Below are 18,822 nucleotides of genomic sequence, written 5' to 3' on the forward strand. Positions count from 1 at the left end.
CTTTTTCTGTTCTTGATATCCTATCATGCCGGCGTATCTTTCATGCCGTTTGGGAACGACGAGGTGGGTCATGACGGCCGGATAGCCCATAAACAGACTTCCTTCGATTTCGACCATGGTCAGAATCGGCGCGGGCGGCCGGGTGAAAGCCGGAGTGACAGTCACGGCTTTTCTTCGCTCTCTGCCCTACCGCGATCGTCGAACGGCAAGCGGCGTCGAATTCCTGCTGATCCACAGCCTTCTCGGAAAAACCGAACATCATCGATCGCTGGCCGCTGCTCGGCTGAGGCACCGTGCCCGGTGAGACTTGCGCTTGCCGGATATCCGCGGATAAAGCTGGAAGCGCCGTTCGGATGGCAATGCGGAGCGAAGACAGCATGGACGTTTCAGAGATCATCATCCCGGGCGATACGCCTGGAACGGAGTGGCGGTTGCCGGTGCTGCGTTTTTTCGGTTGCGATCACAAGGCGCCGACGATCTATATCCAGGCGGCACTGCATGCCGGCGAGCTGCCGGGAACGGCGCTCTTGCACTTCCTCTGCGAGCGGCTGCGGCAGGCGGAAAGCGAAGGCGGAATTGCCGGCGATATCACCATCGTGCCGCAGGCCAATCCGATCGGTGCGGCGCAATCGCATTTCGGTGATTTGCAGGGCCGTTTCGATCTCGGCTCCCGCACCAATTTCAATCGGGATTTCCCGCTGATCTCCATTGCCGATCGCGCCACTCTGATTGAAGACCTCGACGATTACCCGGCTACCGACAGATTGAAGCGGCAGCTGATGCATCTGGCGCTCGGTGCCGATCTGGTCGTCGATCTGCATTGCGACGATGAATCGCTGCGATATGCCTATATCGATGAGGCCTTCTGGCCGGAAGCGGCCGATCTCGCCGCTGCGCTCGACATGGAGGCCGTGCTGCTTTCGGATGGCGAAAGCTCGGCCTTCGAGGAGGCCGTCGGCTTTGCCTGGAAATATAAGGTCCCAGGCGAGCGCCGATCCCGACTGCCGGGCCGGCTTTCGGTCACGGTCGAGCTGCGCGGTAAGCGTGATGTCGATCCGACGCTGGCGAAGAAGGACGCGGACGGGCTTTGGCGTTTCCTCGTGACGCGCGGGATCGTCAGCGGCGAGACGGCCACTACGGCATTTTCCGGTCCGGCCGTGCCGCTCGATAATGTCGAGATCCTTCGCGCGCCCGAAGGCGGCGCCGTGCTATTCCATCGCAAGATCGGCGACAGGGTTGCAGAGGGCGAGCTTCTGGCGACGATCGTCATCCGGCCGGGGCAGCCCGGCGGCAGCATCGATTTGCATGCGCCGCAGGACGGGCTGATCCTGACTCGGACGTCCGACCGGCTGGTGCGGCGGCGCGGCGATCTGATGAAGATCGTCTGCGGCAGCCCGAGCAGGGCCTCGCGCAAGGCCGGCACGCTGGAAAATTGAGCCGGCGAGTTCGGGGATAAAACGCCGCACGGCGTTTGCGCCAGCATTCGCCCATGTTATCCCGCTGCCATCACAGGGAAATGGATCGACATGACTGTTACCATCTATGGCATCAAAAATTGCGACACGATGAAGAAGGCCCGTAGCTGGCTGGAAGACCGCGGCGTCGCCTATGAATTTCACGACTACAGGGCGCTCGGCATCGACCGCGCCCATCTCGAATCCTGGATCGACCAGGCCGGCCTCGACACCGTGCTCAACCGCGCCGGCACCACTTTCCGCAAGCTGCCCGATGCCGAGCGCGGGAACCTGACCCGGGAAAAGGCGATTGCGCTGATGCTCGACCAGCCGTCGATAATCAAGCGGCCGGTGCTGGAGACGAAGGACAAATTGCTCGTCGGCTTCAAGCCGGAGATCTATGCCGACACGTTCCGGGGCTGACAGACGGCCGATGTCCAAGACCACGCGCGCGACACAGGTTCTTTCCCAGGCTGGCATCGGCTTCACCGTCCATGCCTATGACTACGATCCCGGCGCCGAGCGCGTCGGGCTGCAGGCGGCCGAGGCTCTGGGTGAAGCGCCGCATCGGGTGGTGAAGACCCTGATGGCCGAGGTGGACGGCAAGCCGGTCTGCGTCGTCGTGCCGTCGGATCGCGAGGTCAGCATGAAGCGGCTCGCCAGCGCCTTTCACGGCAAGTCCGCCAATATGATGAAGCCTGCCGATGCCGAGCGGCTGACGGGCTATCATGTCGGCGGGATCAGCCCCTTCGGCCAGAAGAAGCGCGTGCCGACGGCCATCGAAGAAGCCGCTCTTGTCGAGCCGCTCGTCTACATCAATGGCGGGCAGCGCGGGCTGCAGGTGCGGCTCGATCCGAAGGATGCGTTGAAGGTCTTGAAGGCGATCGCCACGCCATTGGTCGCCTGATCTCAGAGAAAGCGGTCGAGCAGGCCGGCAAGCGTCTTGGCTTCGTTTTCGGCAAGCTTGCAGCCGATATGGGTCTCGATCGATCCTGCATAGACGGCCCACATGCACTCACGGAGCTGCCGGCCGGCCTCGGTGATGACAACCCAGCGGCCGCGGCCGTCCTCGGCGAAGACTTCGCGCCGGACGAGACCCTCTCTTTCCAGCCGGTCGACCAGGCGGGACAAGTTATACTGCGCAAGCAAGGTGCGCTCTTCGATCTCATAAGGGCGCAGCCTGCCGCCCGCGCGCGCCAGTTCCCACAAGACGTCATACCAGGCAAGCGGCGGCATGCCGGCCGCCTTCAGGTCGGCTTCGATCGCGCCGAGCAGACGCTCGCGGGCGCGCATGATGCTCGTCCAGGCACGGGTCGAGGCTTCGCTGGGTTTCGGCATCTTCTCGGACATAAATGCAATTACATCTATCTTGAATTCCGCCGCAAGCGATATTATATGCATTTGCATAGATTGTGACCAGGAGATTTCCATGAGCAAGCTTACCCTTATCAGCCATCATCTCTGCCCCTATGTGCAGCGCGCCGCGATCGCACTTCTCGAAAAGGGCGTGCCGTTTGAGCGCATCAACATCGATCTTGCCAACAAGCCGGATTGGTTTTTGAAGATCTCGCCGCTCGGCAAGGTGCCGCTGCTGCGGATCGAGGCGGAGGACGGCAGCGAGGCCATTCTGTTCGAAAGCAGCGTCATCTGCGAATATCTGGAGGAAACGCAAGCCGGTGCTGCCCTGCATCCCGCCGATCCGCTGACCCGGGCCCGTCATCGCGGCTGGATGGAATTCGGCTCCTCGGTGCTTTCCGATTTATGGGGCTATGAAACGGCGCAGGATGAATTGCAGCTGGACGCCAAGCGCAAAGCGCTGATTGCCAAATTCGAGACGCTCGAAGGGGTGCTGGGCGACGGGCCTTATTTTGCCGACAGCAGCTTCAGCCTGGTCGATGCCGTCTTCGCGCCGGTCTTCCGCTATTTCGATCTCTTCGATACGCTCGGCGACAGAGGCATCTTCGACGGGCTCGAGCAAACACAACGCTGGCGCAAGGCACTGTCTGAACGTCCGAGCGTCCGGGCGGCTGTCGGCGCGGATTACCCGCAGCGGCTGATGGAATTCCTCGAGAAACATTCCTCGATCCTGCTCAGGCAAGCTGCCGCCGCCTGAAGCGCGCCCAAGCGGCCGGACCTCCATCCGGCCGCCGGCAATTCGGCGAGACAACGCTTCATTTTCGCCGCAAACGGGTCTAAGTCTGCCAGCCTCAAAGCATCATCGACAGAAAGCAGGGTGAGCCATGACTTTCATGCCCCAGAGCCAGAACATCATTGATCCCGTCAAGCTGGAGAAGCTTGCCGAGGTCGCCGTCAAGGTCGGGCTGCAGCTGCGCAAAGGTCAGGATCTGGTGGTCACCGCGCCTGTGGTGGCGCTGCCGCTCGTTCGCCTCATCACCAAGCACGCCTATCAGGCCGGCGCGGGGCTGGTAACCGCCTTCTATTCCGACGAGGAAACGACGCTTTCGCGCTATCAGTACGGCAGCGACGAGAGCTTCGACCGGGCCTCCGACTGGCTCTATGAGGGTATGGCCAAGGCCTATGCCAACGGAGCGGCGCGCCTTGCGGTCGCCGGCGACAATCCGCTGCTGCTGTCCGAGCAGGATGCCGGCAAGGTCGGCCGCGCCAATCGCGCCACATCCACCGCCTACAAGCCGGCGCTGGAAAAAATTTCGAATTTCGACATCAACTGGAACATCGTCTCCTATCCCAATCCGTCCTGGGCCAAGGTGGTCTTCCCCGACGATCCAGAGCCAATTGCGATGGCCAAGCTCGCCAAGGCGATCTTTGCCGCCTCGCGTGTCGATGTGGACGATCCGATCGCCGCCTGGGCCGAGCATAATGCCAATCTGGCCAAACGCTCCGCCTGGCTGAACGCCGAGCGTTTCGCCTCGCTGCATTTCAGGGGACCGGGCACCGATCTGACGGTCGGCCTTGCCGACGGGCATGAATGGCATGGCGGCGCTTCCACCGCCAAGAACGGCATTACCTGCAACCCGAACATACCGACCGAGGAAGTCTTCACCACGCCGCATGCGCTGCGTGTCGAAGGCCATGTTTCGAGCACCAAACCGCTGTCGCACCAGGGCACGCTGATCGACAATATCCAGGTGCGCTTCGAGGCCGGACGCATCGTCGAGGCGAAAGCGTCGCGCGGCGAGGAAGTCTTGAACAAGGTGCTCGATACAGACGAGGGCGCCCGCCGGCTCGGCGAAGTGGCGCTCGTGCCGCACTCCTCGCCGATCTCGGCCAGCGGCATCCTGTTCTACAACACGCTGTTCGACGAAAATGCCTCGTGCCACATCGCGCTCGGCCAGTGCTATTCCAAGTGCTTCCTGAACGGCGCGACGCTGAGCCAGGAAGAGATCAAGGCGCAAGGCGGCAATTCCAGCCTGATCCATATCGACTGGATGATCGGGTCAAACAAGGTCGACATCGACGGTGTCAAGCCGGATGGTTCGCGGGTTCCGGTGATGCGGCAGGGCGAATGGGCCTGACCGGCATCGTGGCGCGCTGACTGAGCCAGACGCTGGCAAGCACCATGGCGAAGCCGGCGATCTGCGCCGGCGTCAGGCTCTGGCCGAGCGCCAGCCAGCCGAGCAGGGTCGCGACGACAGGGCTTAGAAAGCCGAGCGAGGCGACCGCCGAGGGCTCGATCCGGGAGAGGCCGCGAAACCAGAGCAGATAGGTGAAGGCCGCGCCGATCAGGCCGAGATAGGCGATGCCGGCAATATTTGCGATAGTCGGCGTCGGCAGCGCCGGTTCGAGGAACAGCGCAAAAGGCACCAGCAGGATGCCGCCTGCCGTCAATTGCCAAGCGGTGAAGGTGAGGTTCGACACCGGTGGTGCCCAGCGCCGTGTCAACACCGTGCCGAAGGCCATCGAGACGGCGCCGGCAAGACCGGCGGCAATTCCCACAGGATCAAGCCCCGCCTTCGGCGTCAGCACCAGCAGCCCGACACCGGCCATGCCGGCAAGACCGGCCAGCACGGCAAGCGGCCGGATCGGTTTGCCGAGGAAAAGGCGCGATAGCGCAATGACGATCAGCGGCTGCACCGCGCCGACCGTTGCGGCAACGCCGCCCGGGAGCCTGTAAGCAGAGACGAAGAGCATCGCCCAGAAGAACGAGAAGTTCAGGGCACCGAGAATGAAGGCCCTTCCCCACCAGATGCCGAAAGGCAGCTTCCTCACGAGGAGCAGAAGCAGCAGTCCGGCCGGCAAGGCCCGGAGCATCGCCACCATCAGCGGATATCCAGCCGGCAGGAAGGAGGTCGTGACGATATAGGTGCTGCCCCAGATGGCGGGTGCGAGCGCGGTTGCCGCAAGGTCGGCGGCGGAGCGGAGATTTGTCTTCATATCAAGAATCTCGATTTCAAGATAAACGCATCTTACGCCTTTTTATCTTGACGTCAAGATAATGGCTGTTATCGGTGGATCATGAGCAAAGACAGCAGCATGGATCACGTCGACAAGATCCTGGCGCAATGGCGACAGGAACGGCCGGACCTCGACGTCGAACCGATGGGCCTGCTCGGACGGTTGAAGCGCCTCGGCACCCATCTCGGCCGCGAAGTGGAGGCGGTGCTCTTAAAACACGGGCTTTCGACGTCCGCCTTCGACGTGCTCGCCACCCTCCGCCGCGCCGGCGCCCCCCACCGGCTTTCGCCGGGCGAGCTTCTGGAGATGACCATGGTCAGCTCCGGCACGATGACGAACCGCATCGACCAGTTGGAGAAAGCGGGCTTCGTCGAGCGCGTCGTCAATCCACAGGACCGCAGAAGCGTGTTGATCGCACTGACGGAAAAGGGGCTGGCGACAGTCGAGGCCGCTGTCGATGCGCATGTCGCCAATCAGCGCCGGCTGACACGCAACCTGACAGCCGAGGACAAGGCCGAGTTCGACCGGTTGCTCAAGAAATTCCTGTCGGATTTCGAATAGTCAGACGGCGGCAAGCGCCTTGCGGACGCGATCCAAATGCCTCTTGCGCCTCGCCTCCGTCGCGCGGTCCATGTCATGCAGGCTCAGCATGCGAAAGACGAGTTTTTTTGAGCAGAAGCTAGCAATGCCCCGCTTCAGCAGACGCCGAACGGGATTGCCCATATAAAAATGCACCAGCCACCAAGGCGAGCCCGTCGTCGTTAGCGCATAGAGCAATCTGATATTGGTAAGTTCAGGCACAATACGACCGCCGGCGGCGTCGTGCGTGAAGGCCACACCTGGCGCGAAGATGCGATCGAAGAATCCCTTCAGAATGGCTGGGAAATTGAACCACCACTGCGGAAACACGAGAACGAGCCCGTCGGCCGACTGCAGCCGGGCAACGATGTCGGCAACGACTGAGGTGTCGTAGGGTATATCGAAGTAACCGCTCCGCTCCGCCTGGGACAGGCGTGGATCGAAATCCTCGGCGTAGAGATCGAGCAGATCGACGACATGACCTGAGGCTTCCAATGCTTGCCGAGCCGTGTACGCCACCGAGGCTGCGAAGCTATCCGGCAGCGGATGGGCAAGCACCAGCAGGATCCGCATCATCAGAACAGGCTTCCCTGCTTCGGCGGCTCGGCCGATTTCACGCCACGCTTCTTGGTGCCGACAGGTGGGGCGCCACCGTCCGTCGTCATCGCGCCAACGCGACCATCGGCGAACTCGATGGAGATACCCGTGCCGGCGGAGAGCGACGCTGCCTGCGAGACCGGCCTGTCATCCTCAACGCGAATGACGGCGTAGCCGCGTTTCAGCACATTCTTATAGGATAGCGACTGCAGCACACGATCCTGCGCTGAAAGCTCGGCGCGGGCGCGAGCCAACTGGTGGCGTATCGCCGTATCGCCGTGGCGCGAAAGATTGGCGAGAGCCTCACGGCTCCGATCGGTTTGCGTCTTAAACCGGGCCGGCAGTGTGGCGAAGACTGCCTCAGCGCGATCAATGCGGGACTTCGAGCGGTCGAGCAGGCGCTCGACGGTGCGTTCGGCCCGGGCCATGCGATCACTCAGAAGCTGGCGCCGCTCGGCGATGCGGTTGGACAGCACATCAGGGCGCAGATGCGCGGCGACGCGCTCGAAGCCGCGGCGCTTGTTGATGGTGTTGAGTGCCAGACCGCGGCCAAGGCCGGTCGCCGCCTCGTCGAAACGGCGGCGCGGCAAAGCGAGAAGCTGATCGAGCGATGGCAATGCCCGCATCAGGGCACGAACGGACTGGCGGCGCTGATCCATCTGCCGGTTCATGCAGCCTTGCAGCCGCGCAGCAAGGGCGGCGGCCTGCGCGTCAAGTTCCGCCTTGACCGGCACGGCCATTTCGGCCGCCCCGGTCGGTGTGGGCGCTCGGACATCTGCGGCATAGTCGATCAGCGTCCAGTCGGTTTCATGGCCAACCGCCGAGATCAGCGGTATCCGGCTTTCGGCCGCAGCGCGCACGACGATTTCGTCGTTAAAACTCCAAAGATCTTCCAGGCTGCCGCCGCCGCGCGCGACAATCAGCACATCCGGGCGCGGGATGACGCCGGCCGGCTCCAGGGCGTTGAAGCCGCGGATGGCGTTCGCCACCTCCTCGCCTGATCCCTCCCCTTGCACCCTCACCGGCCAGACGAGGACATGCACGGGAAAACGATCGGAGATGCGGTGAAGAATATCGCGGATCACGGCGCCGGTCGGCGAGGTGACGACGCCGATCACGCGGGGCATGAAGGGCAGCCGCTTCTTGCGGGCGGCATCGAACAGGCCCTCGGCGGAAAGCTTGCGCTTGCGCTCCTCGATCAGCGCCATCAGCGCGCCGGCGCCGGCCGGCTCCAGCGTCTCGATGACGATCTGATATTTCGAGGAGCCAGGAAAGGTGGTTACCTTGCCGGTGGCAATGACTTCCATGCCCTCTTCCGGACGGAACTTCAGCCGCGAGAAGGTGCCCTTCCAGATGACGGCGTCGATGCGGGCGCGATCGTCCTTCAGCGCGAAATAGGCATGGCCCGAAGAATGCGGCCCGCGATAGCCTGAGATTTCGCCGCGCACGCGAACCTGGTCGAAGGCTGTTTCGACGGTGCGCTTGATCGAGCCGGAAAGCTCCGAAACCGAATATTCGGCAAGATTGGTTGGCGAATCGCTGTCGAAGAGGTTGCTCATCTCTTCTTTCTATGTCGATCGGCGGGAAACTGGAAGGTCGCAGCCGCGGCACAAGCCTGTTTCCTCGGCTGCTGAGATCGCAGCGAAATCGGGTAAATCCGTTTGGTTGCGGAACGCATAGTTAGAATGCGCGTTATAGACGAAAGGGATTGCTAACCACCGCAATACAAAGGCTTTTCGGCCGGGACGGCCGGTAAATCTTTGTTAGTTGGCGCTTCCTATGCTTCCCCTCGTTATCTCTGGGAAGGTGCTGAAAATGATTATTCTCACAGCAGCCGCATTGGGCGTCAGCGCCGGGCAAACGCGCTCGGCTGCCGCGATCGCGTTGATCGCCGCGCTCATTGGAATAACCTTCGCGGCGGCGGCGATTACGTCGCCCGGCCCGGTCTCAATCCTGGCCTTCGTCTATGCCGTTCTCGGCTTTAATGGCGGCCTCATGCTCTTCGTGGCCGGGCTCTACGCGAATGCGCGCCTTCGCCGCGCGACGCGCGTTTCCCACTAAAAGAACTGCCGGCGTCAATTCGCCGGCCGATAGCGAAAGAACTGAACGCCCACATCGGCCGCCTTCGGAAGCGGCTCCAGATAGGGCGGTATATTGCCCTTGCGGAGCTCGGCATAGAGCCCATCCGGTTTCAGCTTGGCAATCTCTCGCGTCTGCAGGTCACCGGAACAGAAGCCAAGCACCGTCACATGAGCCCCCTTCAGGAAGGCTTCCGCCTCCTGCGGCTCCGCCAGCCCGATGTGCAGTTCCGTCAGCATGCCGCCCTGATTGCGGTGATAGGGCGCGGAGAGAACCCGGTTTTGCGTGAAACGAAGGATCGGCACGCCCATTTCCGAAGGTGCGGAGACCAGGCCGGCCGGAAGCCCGGCAAGCGGCGCCAGCGCCTGCCTCGATGTGCAGGAAAGCACCTTTTCCGTCGCCTGCTTCTGTGCGCCGTTGCCCATCTGCAGCGCGATAAGTCCGCCGCCGAGTGCCCAGGCGGCCGGAACGCTTGCGAGGACAGTGACGATATAAACGAAGGCGGCGGCAACATTCTCGCTGTCGCTATTGGAAATCCGCCTGATATCGATGATCAGCAAGGCAAGTGGCAGAATGGAGATCAGGTTCGAGAAAACGGAGCCGCGCACCTGGACCAGCGCAATTGCCCAGCTGGTGATCAGCAGGAAGAGCAGGACCAGATGGATCTGCATACGATCGCGCCGAACGATGCGGAAGATGCAGACCGCGATGGCGAAAAGGCCGGCCGCATAGAAACCACCGATGGAGAAGGGATCGGTGCGTAGAAGAACAAAGGCCGACTGCGCTTCCGACACATTCCTCAGCCAGAGTTCGACCAGCATCGGATCAAGACCGGCGAGCGGATCGCTCAGGCATTGCGGCGCAATCACCATCGCCGAACCGAGAACACCGGCACCGACGAGGCCAAGCGCCGCAAAGCGCAAGGGGCGACTCAGGCGGCTTGCAAAGACCGCCGAAGACAGCAGCAGCCCGCCGCCGATCGCCGCCAGGCTGTAATAACCGAGCGAGAGATTGTCGCAGGTGACCATCGAATAGAGCCGCGGCGGTACCGTTGCGACAAAGAGAATGCTGATCGCCATTGCCAGCGCCAGCCCGAATGCCTTCGCGGCGACGGCGAATTTTTCGCCTTCCCACGCCCAGAGCAAAGCGATGGTCAGACAGACGGCCGCGACAAAAGGCGTCGTCTCGGCGCCGATGGCGATGGCGACCGCTGCCGCGATGCCGGCAACCGCATAACTCCTGCCGCGCCGCTGCGGATCCAGCAGCATCGCCACCATCGTCGCGACCAGCGCCAGCTGCGCATTGTGATGATCGATGGCTCCAGGCGCAAAACGGTTGCCGGTGTAGATCGCAAGACCGGTCATGCCGAGACTGATATGCATGCCGGCGACACCGCCGATGCGCCGCCCGGCAACGGCCATGGCAAGCATGGCGGGGAGGACGAGCGAAACCGGCCAAACGGCAAGCGCCAGGGCCTCAGCCGTCTCGTGGGGCGCAAACAGACCGAAGAACCAGATCAGCGAAGCGATCGGCAGATCGATCAGCCGCGACCAGTGCATCAGCGTGCCGCCACCGAGGCCGAGGCGATATTGCATCAGATCGAACCAGCCCTGCCCGGCGAGAAAATCGCGAACCTCGATGAGACGCATTCCGTCGTCATTGTCGGGACCGACATAATCGGTCGCAGTGAAAAGCTTGGCGACGAGGAGGATGGTGGCGAGAATGACGCTATAGCAGATGACGGTTGGCCACAGGCGCATCATCAACCGCCCCAACCCGCCCCTTTGGGCGGCGGTCACGGATGCGGCATTGGTGATCGGCTGCACGGCGTTCATCGTGGTTAGCGCTTCGTTTCCGGATGCCGAAGCTTAACCGCAGCCGATCAAGAAAGTGTAAAGCCGATTGCGGCAGCTGCCGATTTTGCTTTCGTCATAGGGTCTTATTAACGCCGGGTGGTTTAGGCTCGGCTCGGCTTTTGTGTAACGAGTAAAGTCATGGCCCGATCGAGTACCGATAAACTGGACATTGCCGTCCTGCTTCCCTGCTATAATGAAGCCGCGACGATCGGCCCTGTGGTGCGAGGTTTCCGCGCGACGCTGCCGGATGCGGCGATCCACGTCTACGACAACAATTCCACCGATGGCACCGCCCTGCAGGCGATGCTTGCCGGGGCGCATGTCGTGCGCGAGCGGCGGCAGGGCAAGGGCCACGTCGTGCGCCGGATGTTCGCCGACATTGACGCCGACATCTACATCATCGCCGACGGCGACGGCACCTATACGCCAGCCGATGCCGAGGAACTGGTGCGCACACTGCTGACCGAGCGGGCCGACATGGTGGTGGGAACCCGCCGCGGCGTTCATGCCGATGCCGGCCGTCAGGGCCATGCGCTCGGCAACCGGCTTTTCAACCTGCTCTACCGGACGATCTTCGGCCCCGACTTCACCGATATCTTTTCCGGCTACCGCGCTTTCTCACGCCGCTTCGTCAAGAGCTTCCCGGCGGTATCAGGCGGCTTCGAGATCGAAACCGAAATGTCCGTGCACGCCTCGCGGCTGAAGCTGCCGGTCAGCGAGCTGGAACTCGATTACGGCCGCCGGCCGGAAGGCTCGCATTCCAAGCTTTCGACCTTTCGCGACGGCGGCAGGATTCTCTGGATGTTCGCGATGCTGATGAAGGAAACCCGGCCCTTCGCCTTCTTCAGCACGATCAGCGCCACCTTCATGCTGGCGAGCGTCGGCTTCATGGCGCCGGTGCTGGCGGAATATTTCCAGACGGGTCTCGTCAGCCGCATGCCGACCTGGGTGCTGTCGATGGCGCTGATGATGATTTCGTTCATGCTGTTTACCGCCGGCGTCATCTTGGATTCGGTGGCCCGCGCCCGCGCCGAACAGCTTCGTATCCATTATATGAGCCTGGAGACGCCGAGCGCGGCCAAGGCGCCGCTCGGCGAGGCAGCGCCCGCATCGCGTGGGCGTCCTGGCAAGGCGGATGCGGCATGAGAAAGCTCGTCCGCTTCGTCATTGCCGGCGGCATCGGCTTTCTCGTCGATGCCGGCGTCCTGTCGGCGCTGCTTCATCTGACGCCGCTCGGGCCTTTCTTGGCACGGCTCGTCGCGATCGCGCTGGCAATGGCGGCAACCTGGGCTTTCAACCGGAGCTTCACCTTCGATCGCTCCGGCCGATCGCTTGCCGCCGAAGGCTTTCGCTACGGTTCGGTCGGCGTGACGGCAGCCTTGGTCAATTACGGGCTTTATTCCGCACTTCTGCTGTCGCTGCCTGCCCTTCAGCCGCTGGCGGCCATGGTGATCGCCAGCCTCGCCTCGATGATCTTCAGCTTTTTCGGTTATTCGCGCTTCGTCTTCCGCGCCGAATAATCAGACTGATTCCCAGCCGTCCTTCTCGCTGGCGCGGTAGATCGCGTCGATGACCTTCTGGTTCAATTTCGAATTTTCGAGCGTGACGAGCTCTTCCTTGCCGTCCTTCACCGCCCGGGCAAAGGCTTCGACTTCCCGCTTGTACTGGCGACTGTCCTGGAAGCGGAAGATGCGCGATTCATTGTGGCTGCGGTCGGTAAGCTCGATCTCTTCAGGCCCAAAGCGGTTGGCGTTGAACGGCGACTTGACCTCGATATAGCCGTCGGTGCCGTGAAAGACCATGACCTGGCGGTTGGCCATCTGCGTCGAGATGTAGAAGCTCAACTCGAAATCACCGAAATCGGCTTTGACGCTTGAATAGATATCCGTCCCGAATTCGGGATCGCGCTCGGTAACGGCCTGGATGCGGAGCGGCTCCTTGCCGGTGGAAAAACGCGTGCCCATGACGGGATAGACGCCGATATCCGGAAGGCCGCCGCCGCCAAGCTCTGGAATGTTGCGCATGTTGGCGGCATCGCGGTTGAAATAGGTGAAGGCGCCCTGCACATGCCGCAGCTTGCCGATCGCGCCCTCATCGATCAGCGCGCGCACCTTCTGCCAGACCGGGGAATAGGTGATCATATAGGCTTCGGTGACCACCACGCGGTTGCGGTCGCGGGCGGCGATCACATCGTCGATATCGCCGGCCTTCAAGGCGAGCGGTTTTTCACAGAGCACGTGCTTGCCGGCATCGGCTGCTTTGATCGACCATTCGATATGCTGCGAGGTCGGCAGCGGGATATAGACCGCGTCGATGAGATCGGAGGCCAGCATCTCCTCATAGGAGCCGAAGGCATGGGGCACCGAAAAACGGTCGGCCATCTCCCTGGCGCGCGCGAGATCACGGCTGGCGATCGCCGTGACGACGCAATTCTCCGCGTCCTGGATTGCAGGAACGACATTGTCGCGGCCGATCTTTGCCGTTGAAATGATACCGAAGCGCAACATGGTCCAAGCCTCCCAAACAGGTTTCCGCGAACCATATTCAGGCCTTCGCTGCGGCGCAATGGCGCGGGCTGAAATCACGGAAGTTTGCCTTCCCTCATGCCCGGATCGCGCTAGGTTCTCTCAGATCGTTAGAGAATGATGTTTCGGCGTCATGCTCCGGGACCGCGTTCTGCCGTACCCGCGATTTCAATTACATCACCATTTTGGAGAGCGTCATGGAAATGCGCCGGCTTGGAAAAACAGGTCTTTCGGTCGCGCCGATCGTCATCGGCGGCAATGTCTTCGGCTGGACGGCCGACGAGGAAACATCCTTCGCCATTCTCGACGCCTTCTTCGATGCGGGCCTCAACACGATCGATACAGCGGATGTCTATTCCGCCTGGGTTCCCGGCAACAAGGGCGGCGATTCCGAGGAGATCATCGGGCGCTGGCTGAAGCAGGCAAGCCTCTCCCGCGACAAGGCCGTGATCGTTACCAAGGTCGGCTCGGATATGGGCCAGGGAAAAACACTCAAGGAGAGCTATATCCTGAAAGCAGTCGAGGATTCGCTCAGCCGGCTGCAGACCGAATATATCGATCTCTATCTCTCGCATTGGCCGGACGCCGATACGCCCCACGAGGAACGCTCGTTGCCTTTGCCAAGCTGAAGCAGCAGGGCAAGATCCGCGCCATCGGCTGCTCAAATTATGATGCGACACTGCTGCAGGCGTCCTTCGACGCCGCCGAAAAGGCCGGTCTGCCGCGTTACGATGTGGTGCAGCCGGAATATAACCTCTATGAGCGCTCGAGCTTCGAGGGGCCGCTGGCCGAGCTCTGCGTCAAAGAGGATATCGGCGTCATCACCTATTTCAGCCTCGCCGCCGGCTTCCTCACCGGCAAGTACCGCAGCAAGACGGATACGCAAGGCCGCGCCCGCGAGGGCCGGGTTTCGACCTATCTGGATGACAAGGGCCTGCGCATTCTTGCCGCACTCGACAGGGTGTCCACTGAAACCGGCGCCAAGCCCGCGGAAATTTCGCTCGCCTGGCTTTTGCGCAAGAAGGGCGTGACGGCGCCGATCGCCAGCGCCACCAGCCTTTCGCAGCTTGAAAGCCTGGCGAAATCAGCGACACTTCAGCTTTCCGATGACGCGATGGCGCTGCTCGACGAAGCCGGCCGCTGAAAGAGAAGAAACGATGACCGTGACGATCCGAGATGCCCGCCCCGAAGACGAAGCGCGTTGGCGCGAACTCTGGGCTGATTATCTCGCCTTCTACGAAGTCACGGTCGATGCCGATATCACCGACCAGACATGGCGCCGGGTTTTCGATCCGGCGTCGGCGATCCTCATGCGCGTCGCCGAGGTCGACGGCAGGATCATGGGCTTTGCGCTCTATCTCACCCATGAGGGCACGTGGATCCGCGGCAGGGACTGCTATCTCGAAGACCTGTTCGTCGATCCCGAGGCACGCGGCAAAGGCGTTGGGCGGGCGCTGATGGACGATCTCGTCGAACTCGGCAAGGCGAAGGGCTGGTCGCGGCTCTATTGGCATACGAACGAGCAGAACAAGACGGCCCGGGCGCTCTATGACAGCTATGTCGAGAGCGACGGGCACATTCGCTACCGAATCAGTTTTTGAGTGCGGGAAAACCCTCGTACCATTCGGAATGCCGCCCCTCCCAGTTCGCCATGCCCGGTTTGGTTAGGATGCCGCGTGGGCTGATATAACTCTGGATCACCCGTTTTGGCCGTTCGTGCCACTGGATATTGAAAGCCCAGAGCTTCGGGAAAAAGCAGAGCGAGGCATAAGGCAAATGGTCGTGGATCCACCAGGCGAGCCGTTGCCAGTCGCTTTCGTCGCTGTAGCGGTCGAGCATCCACGGCACGACGATGCAGACCGCAGCACCCATGCAGCCGTCGAAATCCCGCATGTCCCAAATGTGATGGGCGGCAGTGGCGGCATTGGTCGAGCAGTTCAGATTGTTGTCGTTGCCGAACCTGTTGACATCGGGCGATCGATAGCCGGAGCGGATATGCAGACGACCGAAGGTCGCTTCCAGCGGCTCCAGCAATTCCTGGCAAAGCCTCCTGCCTGCCTCGATCGCCAGATCGGGGTCCTCGGGAATGTTGGGAATTCGGTGGAAATCGGCAATTTCGGAGTGCAGGAAATCGCGGAAGAAGAAGTTCTGCGACAGCCTTATCCGGCCAAGATCCTCCAGACCCTTCATCGAACCCGGCTTTCGCATGACGTTCTCTTCCTCCCACATCGATGGCAGGAAACATCGCCCGGAGCAGATTTCCAGTCCACCCGAAATCGATCGGGAACAATTTGCGCAATCCTTGCTTCTTAATGTGTCGCCGCATTCGCGGCCTTCCCCAGAACAAGGATCGAGAAAATGGCCAAGGAAAAGACGTTGGAAGATCTCTTCTACGACACGCTGAAGGATATCTATTTTGCCGAACGGCAGATCCTGCGCGCCCTGCCGAAGATGGCGCGCGCCGCCCAGTCCCCCGAATTGAAAGCGGGTTTCCAGAAGCACTTGGAGCAAACCGAAGGCCAGGTCGAGCGCCTGCAGCAGGTTTTCGAGAAGATCGGCAAACGCGCCCAGGGCAAGACCTGCGAGGCGATCCAGGGCATTATCGCCGAGGGCGAGGAAATCATGGAGGAATTCAAGGGCACGCCAGCGCTGGATGCCGGCCTGATTTCCGCGGCCCAGGCCGTCGAGCATTATGAAATCGCCCGTTACGGCACACTGAAGACCTGGGCCGCGACGCTCGGCTTCAAGGATGTCGTCAGCCTGCTCGACCAGACGCTGCAGGAGGAAACGGCGACCGACAAGACCCTCTCGCAGCTCGCCACCACAGCAGCAAACCAGAAGGCCAAGGCTGCCTGACGGATGAGAGCGGGCGGCAAGTCTCTTACCGCCGCCCGCATTCTTCTAAACATATCTGAAGAAATCGATGAAGGCCCGCAGCGCCGGGCGCATCTGCCGCCGGGTGGGATAGTAAAGAAACGGCCCGGAATAGGGCGCGCACCAATCCGCCAGTACCCGCACGAGCCTGCCGCTCGTCAGCTCGGCATCCACCCGCATATCGAAGAGATAGGCAAGGCCGGCGCCGTTAAGCGCCGCAAGCAGGGCCAGCCGGTCCTCGCTGACAATCAGCGGCCCGTCGACCGCAACAACCAATTCCTGCCCATCCTTTTCGAATTCCCAGCGATAGATGGAGCCATTGGTAAAGCGCCGCTTGATGCATCGATGATGGACGAGGTCGCGCGGGTGTTCCGGTTTTGGATGGCGCTCGAAATATTCGGGCGATGCGGCGATGACAGTGGTCAAAGGGGGTGAGAACTTCACCGCGATCATATCGGCCTCCAAGCTCTCCTCCAGCCTTATACCGGCGTCGAACCCCTCCTTGACGATATCGGTGAAGCCGTCCTCATTGGCAATCTCCAGGGTGATATCGGGATAGAGGTTGAGAAAATCGCCGAGGCGCGGGGCGAGCAGGAGATCGGAGGCGAAACGCGGCGCAGTGATGCGCAGGTTGCCGGCCGGCTTGGCGCGCGTATCGCGGACAGCCTCCAGGGCAATATCGATCTCCTCGAGCGCCGGACGCAGCCTTTCGAGAAGCAGGCGGCCCTCCTCCGTCGGCGCGACACTGCGGGTGGTGCGCGCCAGGAGCCTGACCCCCAGGCTTTCCTCGAGGCTCGAGATCGCATGGCTGATCGCTGACGGCGCGACGAGGAGTTCCTTGGCCGCGGCGCGGAAGCTGCGATGCTCAGAGACGGCGGCGAGAACGGCGAGTTGCGAGAGCTGTGTTCTGTTCATTGATCGAAAGAATAGAACAACCCGTTAGAAGCTGCATGTATTTTCTGACTGGTGCGGCAAGGATATGGTCTGCCCGTACCGCATAGAGCGGTCCCAGCTCAGAAAAGGAGCGCAACATGAAAACCCGGAAACTCGGAAACGATCTGACCGTCTCAGCCGTCGGCCTCGGCTGCATGGGCATGAGCTTTGCCTATGGCGCCAGCGACGAAGCGGAATCGGTGAGGACGCTCAATCGCGCCGTCGAACTCGGCGTCACGTTTTTCGACACCGCCGAAGTCTATGGCCCCTTTACCAACGAGGCCCTTGTCGGAAAGGTGCTGAAACCATTCCGCGACCACCTGGTGATCGCCACCAAGTTCGGCTTCAAGATCGATACCAGCCAGCAAGGTGCTGCCGCCATCGCCGGCGTCGACAGCCGCCCCGAGCATGTGCGGGCAGTCGCCGAGGCCTCATTGAAAAGGCTGGGCATCGAGACCATCGACCTCTTCTACCAGCACCGCGTCGATCCCAACGTGCCGATTGAGGAGACGGTCGGCGTCATGGCCGAGTTGGTGAGGGAAGGCAAGGTCCGCGCCCTCGGCCTCTCCGAAGCCGGCAGCGCCACCATCCGCCGCGCCCATGCGGTCCATCCGATCGCCGCGCTGCAGAGCGAATACTCGCTTTGGACGCGCGATCCGGAGGAAGACGTGCTTGCCACCTGCCGCGAACTCGGCATCGGCTTCGTGCCCTACAGCCCGCTCGGCCGCGGTTTTCTGACAGGGGCGATAAAGACCGAAGATCTTGCCGCCGATGATTTCCGCCGGCAGGTGCCGCGCTTCCAGGCGGAGAATTTCGACGCCAACGCCGCTCTGGTCGCAACGCTCGAACAGCTTGCCGCCGAAAAGGGCGTGACCGCCGCACAGCTGGCGCTCGCCTGGGTGCTGAGCCAGGGAGACGACATCGTGCCGATCCCCGGCGCCCGCAAGCTTCACCATCTCGAACAGAACGCTGCCGCCGCCGATATCGTGCTAAGCCCGGCCGAGCTCGAGCAGCTCGGCAAGGCCATCCCGGCCGGGCAGGTGGCGGGAAAACGTTATTCGGACGCGTCGCTTGCCATGACGAACCTTTAAGCGACAAAAGCCCGGCCTGATTCAACAGGCCGGGCTTGCCTTCGCGGCCGGCGAAACTATCTAACGCCATCTCGGAGAACGGGATGAAACTATGTCGGATAGGCAGGCAGTCGAACAGACGGTTCATCTCTATGTCGAAGGCATGGCCTTCGCCAATGAGGCAGCCTTGAAAAAGGCCTTTCACCCGAAAAGCTCGATCATCGGCTATTACCAGAATGCCGTCGAATGGCTGACGCGGGACGAGTTCATCGCCGCGATCCTGGCGGAGGAGCCAGCCCCGCCCGGCACGCAGCCCTTCATGGATATACAGAGCGTCGATGTCGAGGGCGATGCGGCCAGCGTCAAGGTCACCGACGATTTCGCCGGAATGCGTTTCACCGATTATCTCTCATTGCTGAAGATCGAAGGCCGATGGACGATCGTCGGCAAGCTTTACCATCTTCATAGGTGAAAAGACCGG

Annotated in this window: 21 protein-coding genes and 1 pseudogene; 14 read left to right on the forward strand and 8 right to left on the reverse strand. The window is 61.8% G+C overall.

The genetic code is table 11. The features are described 5' to 3' along the window. Window positions 1-377: 377 nt before the first annotated feature. The 3 genes from K6N12_RS12640 to ybaK all read left to right on the forward strand — a co-directional run bounded on the left by K6N12_RS12640 (window position 378) and on the right by ybaK (window position 2,361). Window positions 378-1,436 carry a M14 family metallopeptidase gene (locus K6N12_RS12640; RefSeq protein WP_097624840.1) on the forward strand — a complete coding sequence of 353 codons (1,059 nt, stop codon included), beginning with the start codon at window positions 378-380 and terminating at the stop codon, window positions 1,434-1,436. A 90-nt stretch (window positions 1,437-1,526) separates the two neighbouring features. Further along, window positions 1,527-1,877, forward strand: coding sequence for an ArsC family reductase (locus K6N12_RS12645; RefSeq protein ID WP_097624567.1), 351 nt, complete (start codon window positions 1,527-1,529; stop codon window positions 1,875-1,877). 10 nt (window positions 1,878-1,887) lie between these two features. Continuing rightward, a complete protein-coding gene (gene ybaK / locus K6N12_RS12650) occupies window positions 1,888-2,361 on the forward strand; it encodes a Cys-tRNA(Pro) deacylase (protein ID WP_222148822.1) in 474 nt (157 codons plus the stop codon). A gap of 2 nt (window positions 2,362-2,363) precedes the next feature. Here the strand turns inward: ybaK and K6N12_RS12655 are convergent, their stop codons facing one another. Beyond that, window positions 2,364-2,804, reverse strand: a complete 441-nt coding sequence (locus K6N12_RS12655; RefSeq protein WP_097624839.1) for a MarR family winged helix-turn-helix transcriptional regulator — start codon at window positions 2,802-2,804, stop codon at window positions 2,364-2,366. A gap of 79 nt (window positions 2,805-2,883) precedes the next feature. On the opposite strand from K6N12_RS12655, the gene K6N12_RS12660 reads away from it, so the two are divergent. Together K6N12_RS12660 and K6N12_RS12665 are read left to right on the forward strand one after the other, a co-directional pair. Next, complete coding sequence (locus tag K6N12_RS12660; protein ID WP_097624565.1) at window positions 2,884-3,567, forward strand: glutathione S-transferase family protein; 684 nt, start codon at window positions 2,884-2,886, stop codon at window positions 3,565-3,567. Between the two features lie 127 nt (window positions 3,568-3,694). Beyond that, window positions 3,695-4,948 (forward strand): aminopeptidase, encoded by a 1,254-nt coding sequence (locus K6N12_RS12665; RefSeq protein WP_097624564.1) that lies wholly within the window; start codon window positions 3,695-3,697, stop codon window positions 4,946-4,948. Here K6N12_RS12665 and K6N12_RS12670 read toward each other — a convergent pair. Further along, the gene (locus K6N12_RS12670; RefSeq protein WP_097624563.1) at window positions 4,896-5,807 is read right to left on the reverse strand and encodes an EamA family transporter; all 912 of its coding nucleotides are present in this window, start codon (window positions 5,805-5,807) and stop codon (window positions 4,896-4,898) included. The genes K6N12_RS12665 and K6N12_RS12670 overlap by 53 nt on opposite strands. A gap of 81 nt (window positions 5,808-5,888) precedes the next feature. Here K6N12_RS12670 and K6N12_RS12675 point away from each other — a divergent pair, with 81 nt between their 5' ends. Continuing rightward, window positions 5,889-6,389 carry a MarR family winged helix-turn-helix transcriptional regulator gene (locus tag K6N12_RS12675; RefSeq protein ID WP_097624562.1) on the forward strand — a complete coding sequence of 167 codons (501 nt, stop codon included), beginning with the start codon at window positions 5,889-5,891 and terminating at the stop codon, window positions 6,387-6,389. On the opposite strand, the gene K6N12_RS12680 is transcribed toward K6N12_RS12675, so the two are convergent. Both K6N12_RS12680 and xseA read right to left on the reverse strand, forming a co-directional pair. Then, a complete protein-coding gene (locus K6N12_RS12680; RefSeq protein ID WP_097624838.1) occupies window positions 6,390-6,980 on the reverse strand; it encodes an NAD(P)H-dependent oxidoreductase in 591 nt (196 codons plus the stop codon). It lies immediately after the preceding gene. A gap of 2 nt (window positions 6,981-6,982) precedes the next feature. Further along, window positions 6,983-8,563: an exodeoxyribonuclease VII large subunit gene (gene xseA, locus K6N12_RS12685; protein WP_097624561.1), complete on the reverse strand. Its 1,581-nt coding sequence runs from the start codon at window positions 8,561-8,563 to the stop codon at window positions 6,983-6,985. 256 nt (window positions 8,564-8,819) lie between these two features. Between xseA and K6N12_RS12690 the strand changes: the two genes are divergently transcribed. After that, on the forward strand, window positions 8,820-9,065 hold the full coding sequence (locus K6N12_RS12690) for a hypothetical protein (protein ID WP_003589145.1): 246 nt from the start codon (window positions 8,820-8,822) through the stop codon (window positions 9,063-9,065). A gap of 14 nt (window positions 9,066-9,079) precedes the next feature. Here the strand turns inward: K6N12_RS12690 and K6N12_RS12695 are convergent, their stop codons facing one another. Further along, a complete protein-coding gene (locus K6N12_RS12695) occupies window positions 9,080-10,918 on the reverse strand; it encodes a hypothetical protein (RefSeq protein WP_131710691.1) in 1,839 nt (612 codons plus the stop codon). 159 nt (window positions 10,919-11,077) lie between these two features. Between K6N12_RS12695 and K6N12_RS12700 the strand changes: the two genes are divergently transcribed. Together K6N12_RS12700 and K6N12_RS12705 are read left to right on the forward strand one after the other, a co-directional pair. Next, window positions 11,078-12,085, forward strand: a complete 1,008-nt coding sequence (locus K6N12_RS12700) for a glycosyltransferase (RefSeq protein WP_097624559.1) — start codon at window positions 11,078-11,080, stop codon at window positions 12,083-12,085. After that, complete coding sequence (locus K6N12_RS12705; RefSeq protein WP_097624558.1) at window positions 12,082-12,459, forward strand: GtrA family protein; 378 nt, start codon at window positions 12,082-12,084, stop codon at window positions 12,457-12,459. Before K6N12_RS12700 ends, K6N12_RS12705 begins: the two co-directional genes overlap by 4 nt. On the opposite strand, the gene K6N12_RS12710 is transcribed toward K6N12_RS12705, so the two are convergent. Beyond that, the gene (locus tag K6N12_RS12710; protein ID WP_097624557.1) at window positions 12,460-13,446 is read right to left on the reverse strand and encodes a Gfo/Idh/MocA family protein; all 987 of its coding nucleotides are present in this window, start codon (window positions 13,444-13,446) and stop codon (window positions 12,460-12,462) included. It lies immediately after the preceding gene. A gap of 215 nt (window positions 13,447-13,661) precedes the next feature. Here K6N12_RS12710 and K6N12_RS12715 point away from each other — a divergent pair. After that, window positions 13,662-14,608: pseudogene (locus K6N12_RS12715) on the forward strand (aldo/keto reductase). A 13-nt stretch (window positions 14,609-14,621) separates the two neighbouring features. After that, window positions 14,622-15,065: a GNAT family N-acetyltransferase gene (locus K6N12_RS12720; RefSeq protein WP_097624836.1), complete on the forward strand. Its 444-nt coding sequence runs from the start codon at window positions 14,622-14,624 to the stop codon at window positions 15,063-15,065. Here K6N12_RS12720 and K6N12_RS12725 read toward each other — a convergent pair. Continuing rightward, entirely contained in the window at window positions 15,055-15,672 is a 618-nt protein-coding gene (locus K6N12_RS12725; protein WP_097624837.1) for a hypothetical protein, read from the reverse strand. The genes K6N12_RS12720 and K6N12_RS12725 overlap by 11 nt on opposite strands. Before the next feature lie 150 nt (window positions 15,673-15,822). On the opposite strand from K6N12_RS12725, the gene K6N12_RS12730 reads away from it, so the two are divergent. Next, on the forward strand, window positions 15,823-16,320 hold the full coding sequence (locus K6N12_RS12730) for a YciE/YciF ferroxidase family protein (protein WP_097624555.1): 498 nt from the start codon (window positions 15,823-15,825) through the stop codon (window positions 16,318-16,320). A gap of 45 nt (window positions 16,321-16,365) precedes the next feature. Here K6N12_RS12730 and K6N12_RS12735 read toward each other — a convergent pair whose 3' ends face one another. Beyond that, window positions 16,366-17,253, reverse strand: a complete 888-nt coding sequence (locus K6N12_RS12735) for a LysR family transcriptional regulator (protein WP_097624554.1) — start codon at window positions 17,251-17,253, stop codon at window positions 16,366-16,368. Window positions 17,254-17,369: 116 nt separating this feature from the next. Between K6N12_RS12735 and K6N12_RS12740 the strand changes: the two genes are divergently transcribed. Both K6N12_RS12740 and K6N12_RS12745 read left to right on the forward strand, forming a co-directional pair. Next, entirely contained in the window at window positions 17,370-18,362 is a 993-nt protein-coding gene (locus tag K6N12_RS12740; RefSeq protein ID WP_097624553.1) for an aldo/keto reductase, read from the forward strand. A 91-nt stretch (window positions 18,363-18,453) separates the two neighbouring features. Next, a complete protein-coding gene (locus K6N12_RS12745) occupies window positions 18,454-18,813 on the forward strand; it encodes a nuclear transport factor 2 family protein (RefSeq protein WP_097624552.1) in 360 nt (119 codons plus the stop codon). Window positions 18,814-18,822: the final 9 nt, after the last annotated feature.

It is taken from the genome of Rhizobium redzepovicii, from assembly GCF_019793435.1.
GTDB classification, from domain to species: domain Bacteria; phylum Pseudomonadota; class Alphaproteobacteria; order Rhizobiales; family Rhizobiaceae; genus Rhizobium; species Rhizobium redzepovicii.